The sequence below is a fragment of the Macrococcus sp. CoH-51_TC_04 genome, assembly GCF_058188655.1.
In genome coordinates this window covers 1-16300 of record NZ_JBVGOY010000003.1, presented here as the reverse complement: position 1 = coordinate 16300, position 16300 = coordinate 1, and the positions used below count along the sequence as shown (strand labels likewise).

The following is a 16300-nucleotide window of genomic DNA, read 5'->3' as shown; positions in this document are numbered from 1 at the left end:
GTCCTTTCTCGGTCTTAAGATTGATTTTAACCTCTATTTATCAATAATAATTCCTATTCAATATGCGTGATGATATGATATTGACTAAGAGGTGACTGCATGAAAAGAAAAGGTTGTGGATGTTTATCCATTTTATTTATTCCGTTTTTATTATTAACATTTTATATTGGCTTTAATATATTTCAGGGCTATCGTGTTAATATTGATGATCTGCAATCAATTGAACAAAAACAGACGTTCGTTGCGGCAAATAATATGCCAAAAAATTTAACGGGTGCATTTGTCGCATTAGAAGACAAAAGATTTTACAAACATACTGGCGTAGACTGGTTAGGTACGACGCGTGCAATAGTTGTCTCATTGAAAAATGGTGAAGCATCTCAAGGTGGCAGTACGATTACACAGCAGTTGGCGAAGACCTATTTCTTTAACAATGAGAAATCGATTTCCAGAAAGATTAAAGAAGTGGTAGTAGCTAAACGCATTGAGAACAATTATTCAAAGGATCAGATATTAAGTTATTATTTAAATACGATTTACTTTGGTGATAATCTGTACTCAGCTGAAGATGCTGCAAATTATTATTTTAATAGGAGTACACATGTGAGTAATGCGTACTATCCACCAGTAACCGTTCTGCAAAGTGCGCTGCTTGCAAGTGCAATTAATGCACCGTCTATTTATCAGATCGATGATTACCACAATGATGCAGCGCTCAAATCCAGAACAGAGTTCACGTTAAATAAAATGTTAGAGCAGAATGTAATAACTGAAATGCAATATAATGAAGCATTAACGGGTTTATAATATAATGAAATACGAGATACTGTCTCGTATTTTTTATTTTTGAGGGCGGTATGATGGAGGGTTATGATGGAACATAAGATTACGAAGATTGAAGTTCAAAAACATAACAAGGATAGATTTAACCTATACATAAACGGCAATTTCTTTGCCGGTATTGATGCAGCGACGTATGTCTATTTTAATTTGAGGAAAGATCTCATATTATCAGATGAAGATCTACGTAATATCGGTGAATATGATGGTTACCGAGTTGCGATTAACAATGCTTTAAACTATTTATCATATAAGAAACGCACAGAATCAGAAGTGAGAAATTATCTCGCAGGCGATGAAGTGCGTAGTGAAGTAATCGAGCGGGTCATTCAGTATTGTAAAGAAAATAAGTATATCGACCATGATGATTATGCGAAGAGTTATATGAATACATTGCTGAACACAACAGATAAAGGTCCTGCAATATTCGTGCAAAACTTAAAGCAGCTCGGCGTTGAACAAGCGATTATAGATAAATATAATGTACAGTTTGAAGGTCTGATCACTTCAGAGCGTATCGATAAGATTGCACAGAAAGTTATGAGAAAATATGAAAAGAAACAATCCGCTAAAATGATTGAACAGAAAATTATTCAAACTCTTATTCAAAAAGGGTATAATTTGGATATTGCAAATGATGTGATGAAAAATGTTAAACTTGAGACAAGTGACCTGGCATTAGATAAAGCATTCGAAAAAACGGTGACCAGACTCGCAAGAAAACATGAAGGTTTCATGCTTAATCAGAAAATTATTCAAAGTTTAATGCAAAAAGGATTTCAGTATGATGATATTATGACAAAGATAAAGGATAGTGGATTAAGTGGAAGAGAAGAAATTGATTGAAATGACGCCGCATGAGTTACAACAGATTACAGCAGATTACAGAGAGCAAGCACGTAAAGCTGAAATGATGGGCATTGTGAATGAATACGAAGTATGGATGCGTAAAGCACTTATTGCAGAAAGCTATTTAGTCGATGCACAGAAAGTACAGCCTGGCAAGGTATATGCGCTCGTAGGAAACGAGCCGGAATACTTTAAGGTAGACCGCGTTAAAGGTGTGTTTGCCTGGGGGTTCAGACTGGGTGGAACACTTGATGAAGAAGGTATCCCGCTTGCATTGCTACAATTATAAGGAGATTGAAAGATGACGAGTGAAATTTTGGTGAGGTTGCTTAATGTTACAAAGTATTTCAGACAAGTCAGTGGTTTTCAGAAGTTCAGAGATTTGATGCTGCCTGAATCAAAGAACCATGTTGTTGAAGTTAAGGATGTAACAATTCATCTCTATCGCGGGGAAATACTTGCTTTAGTCGGCTTACCGAATTCTGGTAAATCCATTATCGGAAAACTTATGGCTAAAGTTGTTGAACCTAACAGTGGTCGTGTTAAGAATGAATATTTAACATTTCTTGCAAGTCATAATCATATATTTGAAGGCAGTACTTCAGTCAGACAACTGATCGAGTCCGTTTTCCTTACGTACAATATGCCGCTTCAATCATACAATGAAAAGCGTAAACATGTGCTCGACTTTGCTGAGCTTGGTGGCAAGGAGAAGTGTTCGATCCAGCAATTAACGATAGAAGAACGTACGAAGCTGCTCGTAAGCCTTGCATATTTTATAAAGCCCGATGTGATTATCTTTGATGAACTTTATCAGTATATGGATAGGGACTTTAAGAAGAAGTTTCATATGGTCATCGATATGTTTAAGAAAGAAAGACGTGCTATCGTGCTGATTGATTCAAATATGGAATTGATTCGAACACGTGCAAACTACATTACATGGATGAGTCATGGGCAAGTAAAGCAATCGGGGGCTCCTGATGAAGTGCTGCCCTTATATCAATCTTATGTAAGTGATTATTATAGTTGCCGTACAGATGAAGAGCGTGAATTGTTTGATCTTCAGATGCGTATGTCACGTAGCCTTAATCACGACAAAGATGAACGGTTAAGTCGTATAAAAAAGTATGGCGGCGCAATCTTTGATGAAAAACTACAGCGTACATTAATATCGACATTGATGTTAATCGCAGGTATTGCAATGATGTTCCTATTGATGATCAATGACATCGGTATGAAGAAAACAGAAGTTGCAGCTGATGAAAAAGGGATTGTAGAGAAAACTGTGGATGAATTTCGTGAAAAGTATGCAATTGGTGTTACGAATAAACCGACCGAACTTCAAGGCGGACAAAAGGTGAAATTACCAGCTGGTAATACTATGACGATTTCTAGTATTGGTGATGAAACATATAAAGTGGATTATCAGAAGAGGACTATGGAAGTTAAGCAGCAGGACATTATATATATTAATCCAGCAGCACTGTATGATGAGTATACAATAAGTGAGCTTGAAGATTATATGTATGACAACTATTCGAACTTCAGGGAATTCTTCAATGGCTACCTCGGGAAGCATCATAGTGTTATCAATAAAGAACTGTACCCTGAAACCAACGATCGATTTAAAATTAAACTCACTAAAAATGAAATCTATCTTCACTTTAATGACTACGATATTATGAATGGCATTAGTTTTCCGATAGTCAATGAAGAAAAGCTGAGACAGAAATTCAATATTAGTACAGAACAATGGATTATTAAATTAGATGATGGCTACGCTATTGCTGACTTCAGCAAAGGCGAATGGCTGATTATACAGATGTAGGTGTTTACATGAATGAAATTTATCTTTCAATAAAATATATTCCGCACACATTAAAAAATGCGTTGCTTGAATTTTATTATAACCAGAAGCTCTATTTATCCTGGCTTGCCTTAAATATTTTTGTAATAGCTGCAACTTTCTTCTATATGAATGTTACGGAGAGTCTTCCGTTAGAACGTATCACAAAAATATGGCAGGTCAGTGGTTATTTAATGTTTATGTGTATCGGTTGCTCGATTTATTATGCGATGAAGATTCTACATACGAGAGGCTATGTACTTAATATAACGAATCTACCGAGTTATGTGCTTATTACAGTACAAATCATGAATTTTATTTTTATATTCATAATTTCTTATATCGTACTGCAGCTTGTTGCATTAGGAAATAAAATTGAATTAACGACAAATATATTTTGTATTCTTTACTTTGTACTGATGACCATTATTTTACTGATGCCTATCTGTACTATAGTCGCACTAGGAGGTCATTTAACCCGTAATATAAAATCGATGATTGTATTGCTCCTGCTTATTATTCTTATCACGTCGCCGATTCTCTGGGTTCCAGGAAACTTGCCAGACTTACTGATGAATATACTGAAACTCAACCCATTCAACTTTGTGATCAATGGGGTACAGGAATCTACGGTGTTTGGCACAAATGCATTTTTTAATCTGCCTTCACAAGTTATTTTTATTTTTGAACTTGTTATGCTCTATACGTGGTTTGATTATTTATTTACGATCTTGAAGGATGAAATTAATATTAATAAAAAAGTCAGTAAAAAAATTGAATCATAGAAAAACCCGAATATCGACGTGTTATTAATAACACGTCGATATTCGGGTTAAATTTTGCTCTTAACGAGCTTACGCTGTAATTTTTCTTCTGAGAATACCCATCCCGTGTAGCTATGTGTGACGCGGTATGCGCTATCCAGGCTGAGAATTGCAACGAATGAATAATGTCCGTTCTTTAAGTAACGTAAATCGATAAAGCGAAGTTCATATCCTGTACCCGTCTCTGTGATTGTATAGCGATATATAGAACTAAAGCTTAAGAATGCACGTAAGTTTCTGTCATGCTTTGCGTGCTGCATCACTACTTTATCTGGTAGTTTCTTACGTACGAACTTATCACTGAAGTGAACACTTCCCTTATAGCTTCTACCGATATAGTCATACTTATCAGTCTGGACAGCAATACGCCATTCAAAGAATCTTATTGTTGGAGCAACAAATGATTTAATGACTGTCTCATCTTTAGGAATACGTAACAGGACGTTCTTCTTAATCATTTGTTGCAGCATACGTCGAATGATATAGTAGACGATAAGGAGTAAGTAGAGACTACCAAACGTAGAGATGGGATTAAAGCCGATATACCATAACAATATTGCAATGATATGTGACATAAATATAATCGGATCAAATGTATTGATAATACCGATTTGTATCCATTTCTTAGTAAGTGGTCGTAACGCCTGAGTCCCATATGAATTAAAGATATCTACAAAGACATGCAGCAATACAGCAATTTGTGCCCACATCCATAGATGGAACGGGGCATCCACTTCAAAAATGAGCATCGCCATAACAGTAAGCACAATTGGCCAGAATAATGTAAATGGTATTGAGTGTGTTATCCCGCGGTGATGAGTGATATATACTGCATTATTACGTAACTTCAGTACGGTATCGATATCAGGTATTTGTGAACCGACCATAACAGTGGTCACAACCGCAGGATACATAGAAGTTACTGCAGGATCGATTGTTGCAAGGCCAGCAAGTGCAACGCCCATAACGACATGAGTGGCAGTATCCATAGTATCATTCCTTTCAAGTTTTATTATAGAACAAATAGAATATAATGATAAATTATTCATGCTTAGAATTTAAATTTTTTTAGAAAGAGGAAAGCAATGTTAAACAAACAGCAATTTTCGCAGCATCTCCTGGATTGGTTTTATAAAAATAAACGAGAGATGCCTTGGAGAGAAACGAAAGATCCATATAAAATCTGGTTATCAGAAGTGATGCTGCAGCAGACACAGGTCAATACGGTTAAACCTTATTATTTGAAGTTTACAGAACGATTTCCTGATATACGGACGCTGGCATCTGCAGAGATTGATGAAGTATCGAAATATTGGGAAGGGCTTGGGTATTATTCTCGTGTACGCAATTTCCATAGTGCAGTAAAAGAAGTACAGGAAAGCTATGATGGCGTGGTACCGAATAATCCTGAAGACTTCTTAAAGTTGAAAGGGGTTGGCCCTTATACGCAAGGTGCGGTAATGAGCATTGCATTTAATCATCAAATACCAGCAGTTGATGGCAATGTCTATCGTGTGTTCTCTAGATTGGATAATGATGATTTTGATATATCGAGCTCATCAGCACGACGTCATTTTGAAGACAAGGTGATGGATGTCATGCCAAAAGCAGCAGGTGACTTTAATGAAGCTTTGATGGAACTTGGCGCGACTGTATGTACACCTAAGGCACCATTATGTATGTTCTGTCCAGTTCAACAACATTGTGAAAGTTATAATGCAGGTACTGTACAGTTAAGACCTGTCAAACTAAAGAAGATTAAAAAGAAGATAGAACATTGGAAAGTGCTTGTAATTATGCATGACGATAAGATATATATTGAGCAGCGACCATCGACTGGATTACTGCAGTCGATGTGGCAGTTTCCGATGTTTAATATCGACATGCATCAAGACACGATTGAAGAACAGCTGAATATGTCGTTATATGTTGAAGATGATCCTTTTATGTCACTTAAGCATCAGTTTACGCATGTGACATGGGATATGGAAGTTTATCGTGCCGTGGCATTAGGTCGTGTAGATGACGCAAAATTTATAGATATAGAGGAGAAGGAACGTTTCAATTTCCCTGTATCGATGACAAAAATATTCAAAAAATATATTGATGAGTTGAAATAGGTTAAATGTGAAAAAAGTTATGTTATAATTTAAAATGCAAATACTAAATATAGGTGGTGTGGAACATGGTCAAAGAATCCATACCAAAAGAAGGCCAGAATGTGCAGATTCAAAGCTATAAACATAATGGGAAAATTCACAGAATCTGGTCCGAAACAACGATTTTAAAAGGAACAAATCATGTCATTATCGGAGGGAATAATCGTACTCTTGTAACTGAGAGTGATGGTCGAACTTGGGTTACACGTGAACCTGCAATCGTCTATTTTCATGCAGAATACTGGTTCAATGTCATCTGTATGTTCCGTGAAGATGGCGTTTATTATTACTGTAACTTATCCTCACCGTTCGTATGTGATAGTGAGGCTATTAAGTACATTGATTACGACCTGGATATTAAAGTATATCCAAATGGTAAGTATCATCTGCTTGATGAAGATGAATATCAGCAGCACATGAAACAGATGAACTATCCCGAAGAGATCGATTTGATTCTAAGGCGAAACGTTGACATTTTGCAACAATGGATTGAAAGAAAGAAAGGACCATTTGCTCCGGACTTTATCAAAGTCTGGCAGGAAAGATTTCATTTTCAAAAGAGAATCAAGGAAGATTAAGGATACGGGGCAGTAATCCTCTTTGTTAAATCCGGACAGTGTGAAGAAAATGTATGTCGTTTTCTGCATTGTTCGTTTTTTTGATTCATTAACGAAGAAGAATAATATTGAAGGAGAATAATATGTTAAAGCGCTATATGCAATTTGTAAAACCCTATACGATGCTGATTATCTTGACGATTATGATAGGGATATTAAAGTTTGGAATTCCGTTGTTAATACCATTACTGATCAAATATGTTATAGATGATGTCATCAATAACACATCGATGTCAGTTGCAGAGAAGAAAGAAGCATTACTGCAAGCATTACTCCTGTTTGGATTTATCTTCACAGTTATTCGTCCGCCTGTTGAGTATTTCAGACAGTATCTTGCACAATGGACAAGCAACAAGATTTTATACGATATTAGAAAGAAGCTCTATAAGCATCTTCAGGCACTGAGCGTGAGATTTTATGCTAACAATAAAGTTGGAGAAGTCATCTCACGTGTTATCAATGATGTCGAATCGACGAAGGATTTCATCATAACAGGTCTGATGAATGTATGGCTGGACTTAGTTACGATTATCATTGCACTTGCCATCATGTTCACGATGGATGTCAAGCTGACACTTGTGTCATTGATCGTCTTTCCATTCTATATGTTCAGCGTCTATTATTTCTTCGGCAACCTACGTAGGCTTACGCGTGAACGTAGTCAGTCACTGGCAGAAGTGCAAGGATTCCTGCATGAACGTGTTCAAGGTATGACATTGATCAAGACGTTTGCCATCGAAGAAGAGGAGAATAAGCGGTTCGATAGACGCAACAAGAACTTTTTGAATAAGGCGATGAATCATACCAGATGGAATGCCAAAAGTTTTGCTGTAATCAATACGATTACAGATGTCGGGCCATTGCTTGTAGTAGGCTTTGGTGCATGGCAGGTCATTGGTGGCCACCTTTCAGTCGGTGCATTAGCAGCATTTATCGCGTATCTTGACAGATTGTATGGCCCTTTAAGAAGACTGGTCAGCTCATCAACGACATTAACACAAAGCATGGCGTCGATGGACCGAATGTTCCAGCTCTTTGATGAACCTTATGATATTAAAGATACGAAGAACGCACGTGATATTCAGATCCACCGAGGAGATATTTCATTTAACAATGTTGGATTTAAGTATAACGAAGATGATACAGAAGTATTGCACAATATTAATCTGGATATTAAAAGTGGTGAAACTATAGCGTTTGTTGGAATGAGCGGTGGGGGTAAATCGACGATGATCAGTCTGATACCGAGATTCTACGATGTTACGCAAGGTGAAATCATCGTAGATCATCATCCGATTAAAGATTATACACTGGAAAGCTTACGTACACAGATAGGCATGGTCATGCAGGATAATATTCTCTTCTCTGAATCGATTCGTAATAATATCTTGTTAGGAAAACCTGGTGCCACAGAAGAAGAGATGATTCAGGCTGCGAAACTCGCGAATGCCCACGACTTTATTATGAGTTTACCTGACGGCTACGATACAGAAGTAGGCGAACGTGGCGTTAAGTTATCAGGTGGTCAGAAGCAGCGTGTTGCAATTTCTCGTGTATTCCTGAAGAATCCACCGATTCTTATACTGGATGAAGCGACAAGTGCACTGGACCTTGAAAGTGAAGCGGTGATACAGGAAGCACTAGAGTCTCTATCTCAAGATAGAACAACAGTAATCGTCGCACATAGATTGTCGACAATCACACATGCAGATAAGATTGTAGTGGTTCAAGATGGTGAAATTGTTGAAATGGGTACACACCACGAATTGATGCAAAAGCACGAACATTATTATAATCTCTATTCTATTCAAAACTTAGAAAATGTTGATTAAGAATTATCTATTTAAATCTATAGTGATTTCAACAAGGTCTATCTGCAAAATTCATTGTTTCCAAAAGAAGTAAGTGAACTGGAAATTGATCAATCTATGTTTATCTCAAAGTTATATAGAGGTCTGGAAGAGGTGATTTAAATGGATTTAACATTTTTAGCACATGATACATTAACAGCAGCACAAGCCTTGCTCGGAAAGTATATCTACACTGAGCAGGATGGTGCTGTTACCGGTGGATATATTACTGAAGTAGAAGCATATCTTGGGGAACATGATAAAGCAGCACATGCATATCAGCTGCGTCGGACTAAGAAGAACGAAATGATGTATCGCGACTTTGGTACGATTTATGTATATACGATGCATGGACATCATTGTATGAACTTTATAACGAAAGATAGAACACAACCTGAAGGGGTGCTTATCCGTGGAATCGAACCAGTAACAGGAATAGATACGATGATAGAGAGGCGAGGTCGTGAAAATCATCTGACGGACGGACCAGGAAAACTGACACAAAGTTTAGGAATTAAACGAGAACATTACAACGGAACGCGTCTAAATGACGACGGCGTATGTATAAGAGAAGGCAGAACACCGAGAGTAATTACAGCATCAAAGCGTATCGGAATCGATAATAAAGAAGAAGCGGTGGATTATCTCTATCGATTTACTGTAAAAGGAAATCCACACGTATCAAAAGATAAAGTCGTGGTAGAAGAGAATAATGGTTGGCAATGATAAAAGGGAGTGCGATTTCGCACTCCCTTTTATGTTGAACAAATTATAACTCTTCACTATGTTCGATTCTGAATTTCTTATCCTCTTTATGAAACTTATAGAAGCTATGTGTAATACGATCAAGGTGTTCGAGTTTATCACGATAATCAAATAGTGTCCCGATAATTACAAATATATGTTCCTTGCTATATGCATCACTTGGTGTCGTGTTGATCTCTTCAAGAAATGCATCCATGATATTGAGCTTATAAGGTTCGGTTATCCCGGTTTGACAGTCATGTTTTGTAGCGGGCACTTTCTTTGATATCCGCATAAGCAGCTCTTCATGTAGTGTCATTAATTCATCGAGTTCAAATTTAATCTGAACTTTTAGTTCTTCCGGCAAATTAATGACATCATTTTCGTATCTATGCATTTTGCGCAGTACATCATAGGCGCGACGCGTTGCCAGTACAGTCTCTTTAAAGATGATCTTTTTGCGTAGATTCCGAATACTGCCTTTTTTCGTGTATGCACGTTCTTCTTTGTACAAGTTATACTGTTCTTCAAGTTTCTCGATACGACTGCGGATGTTATCTATATCTCTTTTTACTGCATGGAATTCTGTTGAGCCATTAATTTCTAGACGAATCCACTTGAAAATATCACTCGAGATACTCAAACATTGATAATAAATCTTACTTTCGAATTTAGGTGGCAAAAATAATGTGTTCACGACAAACGCACTGATCACTCCGATCATAACGAACGTAAATCGTAAAACAGCAGATTCTAGGAACGCACCGTCCTGGTGGTCCATAATAATGAGCTGAGTGACTACAGCAAGACCTGTAACATGTGAAAGGTTGACTTTCTGTAATATTGAAATCAGCATGATAGAAGTAATGCCGATAATGACGATATGAAAACCAAATAAAGAAGCCATGATTATTGCAAGTACAGCACCTATTAAGTTTCCTTGAAATTGTTCAATAATCGTTTTAAATGATCTGTACACATTGGGTTGCATTGCAAATAATGCTGAGATGCCAGCAACGATAGCGCCTTGCCCATTGATTTGATGTGCGATTAACAGGGCAACGATAATAGCAATTCCAGTTTTGAATATACGTGCACCTAATTTCATATTTTGACCTCATTTATTTATTCGTTAGTACACTTATACATGACATTGCATATTTTTTCAAGCTACATTTGTTTGAAACTGTTTTCAACTGCGATTAGTGTATCTTGAATATCTTGCTCGGTATGCGCGATAGTAATGAACCATGCCTCGTATTTAGAAGGTGCAAGGTTGATTCCTTGATGCAGCATCAGTTTGAAGAATTTGGCGAAAGCTTCTCCATCGGTAGCTTCAGCTTGTTCATAATTCTCTACTTTTTCATCTGTAAAATAAATTGTCATTGCACCTTTAAGACGATTAATATTGGCTTTGATACTATATTTTTCAATCAGTTCATTCATGCCTGTCTCGAGCATCTCACCAAGCTTATCCAGATAATCATAAGTACCTTCAGCCTTGATCACTTCAAGTAGAGCGATACCTGCCTGCATACTTAATGGATTGCCTGCCATCGTACCTGCCTGATAAGTTGGACCAAGAGGCGCAACATGTTCCATGATATCCTGACGTCCACCGTATGCCCCAATCGGTAAGCCGCCACCAATAACTTTACCGAAAGCTGTCAAGTCAGGTTTTACACCAAGCATGTCTTGTGCACCACCGTAGCAGAAACGGAATGCAGTGATAACTTCATCATAGATAACAAGCGCCCCGTGACTATGTGCCACTTCATTCACTGCTTCAAGAAATCCAGCGTATGGTTCTACAATACCGAAATTACCGACGATTGGCTCAACTAATACACCTGCAATCTGATCGCCGAAGTGATGGAATGCTTCTTTGAATTGTTCTATATCATTAAATGGAACCGTAATTACTTCTTGTGCCACACTCTTTGGTACGCCTGCCGAGTCCGGAGTACCAAGTTGTGAAGGGCCACTGCCTGCTGCCACAAGTACTAAGTCTGAATGGCCATGATAGCATCCTGCAAATTTAATAATCTTATCTCTGCCAGTATATGCACGCGCAACACGAATCGTTGTCATCACAGCTTCCGTACCTGAGTTAACGAAGCGTACTTTTTCTAATGATGGGATTGCTTCTTGCAGCATTTCAGCAAACACAACTTCGTGTTCTGTTGGAGTGCCATATAATACACCACTTTCAGCTGCACGTTTAATGGCTTCAGTAATGTGAGGATGCGCATGACCTGTAATAATTGGGCCATAAGCTGCAAGATAATCAATATATTTATTACCGTCCACATCATAGAAGTAAGCACCTTCACCACGCGCCATCACTACAGGCGCACCGCCACCAACTGCTTTATAAGAACGAGAAGGTGAGTTAACACCTCCAAGGATTGCCGCATTCGCACGATTTTGTATTGCTTCTGAATTACTAAAGTTCATTTTATCGACCTCTTTTGTTTTGTATTTTCGTCTACTATACTATCATATACTTATACAATATTTGAGGATGGAGTGTTATTTATGTTAGAAAAGGGAATGTTATTACCTGATTTTAAGATGGAGAATCAAGATGGGGAAATCATTACAAATCAAGATCTGTTCGGTAAAAAGACAGTTTTATACTTCTATCCGAGAGATAATACACCAACATGTACAACTCAAGCGTGTGATTTCAATGATAATCTAGATGTACTTAATGCTCTGGATGCACAAGTATATGGTATAAGTGGAGATAGTAAAGTAAAGCATACGAATTTTATTAATAAGCATAATCTGAAATTCGATTTGCTAGTAGATGAAGACTATGGTTTTTCAAAGCAGCTAAGTATATATAGGCTCAAGAAGTCGTTCGGTAAGGAATCAATGGGCATTGTCAGAACAACGATTATTCTTGATGACGATACACGAATCATTGAAGTCTTTGACGGTGTTAAAGTGAAGACTCAGATGGAAGATATCAAAAAAGTATTGCAAGGAGAAAAATAGATGAACATTATTTCGAATGTAAAACTTGGAGAGTTATTGAATAATCTTATAGCACAGTACCCTGAGCATTCATTTAAATCAATAGCGCTAAAAGATATGACTGATGAAGATAAGAAAAGTATGGATATATTAATCTCACATGACGGACGAGTGGATGAAGCATTTCTCTCACAATGCCCGAATTTAAAATGGATAGCATGGTATGCAGCTGGAGTTAACAAGCTGCCACTTAAAACAATTAAAGAGAGAAATATGATATTAACGAACGCACGTGGCGTTCATAAAGTACAAATCTCGGAGTATATATTCAGCTATATTATGACGGACTACAAAAATGTATTAGAATATTACAAATTACAACAGGATAAAGGCTTTAAAACAGACATTAGACACAAAGAACTGTTCGAGCAGACCATCTGCTTTATCGGTACAGGAGAAATCCCGTCGTATGCTGCACGTATTGCACAAGCATTCAATATGAAAGTAATTGGTATCAATACAACAGGGCAAGATATAGCGTATTTTGATGAAGTATATGCGATTGATGAACGCCTACACGCATTTGAACAATCAGATATAATTGTCAATGTATTACCGGAAACAGAAAGTACGATAAATCTACTTAAACAAGAAGATTTCCAGGCGATGGGGAGTGACGCACTGTTTATTAATGTAGGTAGAGGTACAGTAGTTAAAGAAGATATACTGATTCAGGCATTGACAGATAAAGTCATTAGATTTGCATGCCTAGATGTCTTTTATAACGAACCCCTTGAAGCGGAGCATCCACTATATAAATTAGACAACGTAATTATGACACCACATATAACTGGACTGAGTACCCATTACAATCAACGTGCTACAAATATCTTTGTTGATAATATGAATATGGGAATTGATAATAAACATAACTTCAAGAATCTGGTAGACTTAGACAAAGGGTACTAAACTAGGTATTTGACAATAAGGAAAATTAAGATGTAAAATAGAATTACTATAAAGTAAAAAGAGGTGATCAAATGTCAGTTCATACGCAGAAAGACTTTCTGCAAGAAGCAATTAGCACGTTAAGAAAGACTGGCGTAAGGATTACACCTCAACGACAAGCTATTTTACAGTACCTTATTGCAACAGATAGTCACCCGTCAGCTGATGAAATTTATAAAGCGCTATCCCCGAATTTCCCTAATATGAGTGTGGCTACTGTCTATAATAACTTAAAGGTCTTCAAAGAGAGCGGTCTTGTAAAGGAACTCACATATGGTGATGCAGCGAGCAGATTTGATTTTGATACGCAGAATCATTACCACATTATCTGTACAGCTTGTGGTAAGATTAAAGATTTTCACTACCCGAGATTAGATGAAGTAGAGAATATTGCAGAACATATTACAGGTTATGCTGTTACCCATCATCGTATGGAGATTTATGGTGTATGTCCAGAATGTCAAAATAAAAACGGAAACTAATTAAAATTAGTTTCCGTTTTTATTTTGTTCTTCAAGTGCCTTGCTCTTTCTCTTATTATTGTAATCTTGATTGAACGCTTTACCTTCTAATGAAGGGTCAAGTGTCAATGGCTGGTTGCAGTTAGCACATATATCCGCTCTGCCAAGCATCTTTGTATAATGCTCACAGTTTGGACAGCGTACCTGTACAGTTCTTGTCGATAGCATACCAATCCAGAAATACATTACGAAACTAAATAAGAATAATAATGTACCAATCAATAAAAACAATGAAAACAGCAGTTTACTATGAGAGAAATAGAATATTGCCGCACCTATATACATTACAATCATTGCAATAAATATAATAGAAAGTGCCCAAGTGCGCATTCTGTTGATCTTACTCGTAGGTTTTCTATTGAATAACTTCAAATCATCATCTCCTATATATACTGACAAGAATTATAACATATTCTTTATATACTGTTATAATAACGCGCTATAATTAAAATGAGTGTTATAACCTAAAGGATAATTATCAATAGAACTATAATATATAGAAGAAAGAATAATAAATAAAAAATAATTATAAAAAGGCTTGACGAATATGGGTTCACTTGTTAAGATATAAAAGTCGCAAAAACAAGCGACGCCAACGATTAAGCGTTTGAAAAACAAATTGAAAAAGTGTAAAAAAGACTATTGAAACTTTGTTCTCAAACATTTAATATTAATTGAGTAAGAACGGCGCACAAAACATTTCAAATAAGAAATCGTGAGTGTAAAACTTCTTCAAAATAAAGCTTGCAAACAAGAAAGAAACGTGTTAAGATTTTATCTTGTAGCAACAAAAATGAACATTGAAAACTGAATGACAATATGTCAACGTTAATTCCAATAATTTGAGTGATTAAGTTCACTCCCAAGAGTGATTGCCTCAAGCAATCAAAGAGCTTTATCAAGCAATCTATTATGGAGAGTTTGATCCTGGCTCAGGATGAACGCTGGCGGCGTGCCTAATACATGCAAGTCGAGCGAACAGACGAGAGTGCTTGCACTCTCTGACGTTAGCGGCGGACGGGTGAGTAACACGTGGGTAACCTACCTATAAGACTGGGATAACTTCGGGAAACCGGAGCTAATACCGGATAATATCTAGCTTCGCATGAAGCGATAGTGAAAGACGGTTCTGCTGTCACTTATAGATGGACCCGCGGTGTATTAGCTAGTTGGTGAGGTAACGGCTCACCAAGGCAACGATACATAGCCGACCTGAGAGGGTGATCGGCCACACTGGGACTGAGACACGGCCCAGACTCCTACGGGAGGCAGCAGTAGGGAATCTTCCGCAATGGACGAAAGTCTGACGGAGCAACGCCGCGTGAGTGAAGAAGGTTTTCGGATCGTAAAACTCTGTTGTAAGGGAAGAACAAGTACGTTAGTAACTGAACGTACCTTGACGGTACCTTACCAGAAAGCCACGGCTAACTACGTGCCAGCAGCCGCGGTAATACGTAGGTGGCAAGCGTTATCCGGAATTATTGGGCGTAAAGCGCGCGTAGGCGGTCTCTTAAGTCTGATGTGAAAGCCCCCGGCTCAACCGGGGAGGGTCATTGGAAACTGGGAGACTTGAGTGCAGAAGAGGAGAGTGGAATTCCATGTGTAGCGGTGAAATGCGCAGAGATATGGAGGAACACCAGTGGCGAAGGCGGCTCTCTGGTCTGTAACTGACGCTGAGGTGCGAAAGCGTGGGGATCAAACAGGATTAGATACCCTGGTAGTCCACGCCGTAAACGATGAGTGCTAAGTGTTGGGGGGTTTCCGCCCCTCAGTGCTGCAGCTAACGCATTAAGCACTCCGCCTGGGGAGTACGGTCGCAAGACTGAAACTCAAAGGAATTGACGGGGACCCGCACAAGCGGTGGAGCATGTGGTTTAATTCGAAGCAACGCGAAGAACCTTACCAAATCTTGACATCCTTTGACAACTCTAGAGATAGAGCTTTCCCCTTCGGGGGACAAAGTGACAGGTGGTGCATGGTTGTCGTCAGCTCGTGTCGTGAGATGTTGGGTTAAGTCCCGCAACGAGCGCAACCCTTATCTTTAGTTGCCATCATTA

The 16300-nt window shown here is 37.9% G+C and carries 16 protein-coding genes and 1 rRNA gene; 13 read left to right on the top strand and 4 right to left on the bottom strand.

Annotation, left to right across the window (positions count from 1 at the left end):
* The first annotated feature begins 99 nt into the window (after positions 1-99).
* The 5 genes from ACZ2V4_RS04035 to ACZ2V4_RS04015 all read left to right on the top strand — a co-directional run bounded on the left by ACZ2V4_RS04035 (position 100) and on the right by ACZ2V4_RS04015 (position 4323).
* On the top strand, positions 100-807 hold the full coding sequence (locus tag ACZ2V4_RS04035; protein WP_420493914.1) for a glycosyltransferase: 708 nt from the start codon (positions 100-102) through the stop codon (positions 805-807).
* Between the two features lie 66 nt (positions 808-873).
* Positions 874-1686 (top strand): recombination regulator RecX, encoded by an 813-nt coding sequence (gene recX / locus ACZ2V4_RS04030; protein WP_219492976.1) that lies wholly within the window; start codon positions 874-876, stop codon positions 1684-1686.
* Positions 1664-1978, top strand: coding sequence for a YfhH family protein (locus ACZ2V4_RS04025; protein ID WP_219492975.1), 315 nt, complete (start codon positions 1664-1666; stop codon positions 1976-1978). The genes recX and ACZ2V4_RS04025 overlap by 23 nt, the downstream gene beginning before the upstream one ends.
* A gap of 12 nt (positions 1979-1990) precedes the next feature.
* Positions 1991-3520, top strand: a complete 1530-nt coding sequence (locus ACZ2V4_RS04020) for an ABC transporter ATP-binding protein (RefSeq protein WP_219492974.1) — start codon at positions 1991-1993, stop codon at positions 3518-3520.
* 8 nt (positions 3521-3528) lie between these two features.
* Positions 3529-4323 carry a hypothetical protein gene (locus ACZ2V4_RS04015; protein ID WP_219492973.1) on the top strand — a complete coding sequence of 265 codons (795 nt, stop codon included), beginning with the start codon at positions 3529-3531 and terminating at the stop codon, positions 4321-4323.
* Between the two features lie 47 nt (positions 4324-4370).
* Here ACZ2V4_RS04015 and ACZ2V4_RS04010 read toward each other — a convergent pair whose 3' ends face one another.
* Complete coding sequence (locus tag ACZ2V4_RS04010; RefSeq protein ID WP_490514523.1) at positions 4371-5351, bottom strand: metal-dependent hydrolase; 981 nt, start codon at positions 5349-5351, stop codon at positions 4371-4373.
* Between the two features lie 96 nt (positions 5352-5447).
* Here ACZ2V4_RS04010 and mutY point away from each other — a divergent pair, with 96 nt between their 5' ends.
* The 4 genes from mutY to ACZ2V4_RS03990 all read left to right on the top strand — a co-directional run bounded on the left by mutY (position 5448) and on the right by ACZ2V4_RS03990 (position 9714).
* A complete protein-coding gene (gene mutY, locus ACZ2V4_RS04005) occupies positions 5448-6482 on the top strand; it encodes an A/G-specific adenine glycosylase (RefSeq protein WP_490514522.1) in 1035 nt (344 codons plus the stop codon).
* Positions 6483-6547: 65 nt separating this feature from the next.
* Positions 6548-7099, top strand: a complete 552-nt coding sequence (ntdP, locus tag ACZ2V4_RS04000; protein WP_041636159.1) for a nucleoside tri-diphosphate phosphatase — start codon at positions 6548-6550, stop codon at positions 7097-7099.
* 122 nt (positions 7100-7221) lie between these two features.
* The gene (locus tag ACZ2V4_RS03995) at positions 7222-8970 is read left to right on the top strand and encodes an ABC transporter ATP-binding protein (protein ID WP_490514521.1); all 1749 of its coding nucleotides are present in this window, start codon (positions 7222-7224) and stop codon (positions 8968-8970) included.
* Between the two features lie 141 nt (positions 8971-9111).
* Positions 9112-9714, top strand: a complete 603-nt coding sequence (locus ACZ2V4_RS03990; protein WP_490514520.1) for a DNA-3-methyladenine glycosylase — start codon at positions 9112-9114, stop codon at positions 9712-9714.
* A gap of 43 nt (positions 9715-9757) precedes the next feature.
* Here the strand turns inward: ACZ2V4_RS03990 and ACZ2V4_RS03985 are convergent, their stop codons facing one another.
* Both ACZ2V4_RS03985 and ACZ2V4_RS03980 read right to left on the bottom strand, forming a co-directional pair.
* The gene (locus ACZ2V4_RS03985) at positions 9758-10840 is read right to left on the bottom strand and encodes an FUSC family protein (RefSeq protein WP_219492965.1); all 1083 of its coding nucleotides are present in this window, start codon (positions 10838-10840) and stop codon (positions 9758-9760) included.
* Positions 10841-10902: 62 nt separating this feature from the next.
* Positions 10903-12189, bottom strand: coding sequence for a glutamate-1-semialdehyde 2,1-aminomutase (locus ACZ2V4_RS03980; protein WP_283722574.1), 1287 nt, complete (start codon positions 12187-12189; stop codon positions 10903-10905).
* 81 nt (positions 12190-12270) lie between these two features.
* Between ACZ2V4_RS03980 and ACZ2V4_RS03975 the strand changes: the two genes are divergently transcribed.
* The 3 genes from ACZ2V4_RS03975 (at position 12271) to perR (ending at position 14204) form a co-directional block, all read left to right on the top strand.
* On the top strand, positions 12271-12735 hold the full coding sequence (locus ACZ2V4_RS03975) for a peroxiredoxin (RefSeq protein ID WP_219492962.1): 465 nt from the start codon (positions 12271-12273) through the stop codon (positions 12733-12735).
* Positions 12736-13683 (top strand): phosphoglycerate dehydrogenase, encoded by a 948-nt coding sequence (locus ACZ2V4_RS03970; RefSeq protein ID WP_283722572.1) that lies wholly within the window; start codon positions 12736-12738, stop codon positions 13681-13683. It abuts the gene before it with no gap.
* A 71-nt stretch (positions 13684-13754) separates the two neighbouring features.
* Positions 13755-14204, top strand: coding sequence for a Fur family transcriptional regulator (gene perR / locus ACZ2V4_RS03965; RefSeq protein ID WP_219492958.1), 450 nt, complete (start codon positions 13755-13757; stop codon positions 14202-14204).
* Positions 14205-14210: 6 nt separating this feature from the next.
* Here perR and ACZ2V4_RS03960 read toward each other — a convergent pair whose 3' ends face one another.
* Positions 14211-14615: a YgzB family protein gene (locus ACZ2V4_RS03960; protein ID WP_086039104.1), complete on the bottom strand. Its 405-nt coding sequence runs from the start codon at positions 14613-14615 to the stop codon at positions 14211-14213.
* Between the two features lie 537 nt (positions 14616-15152).
* Here ACZ2V4_RS03960 and ACZ2V4_RS03955 point away from each other — a divergent pair.
* Positions 15153-16300, top strand: a 16S ribosomal RNA gene (locus ACZ2V4_RS03955); the annotation flags it as partial.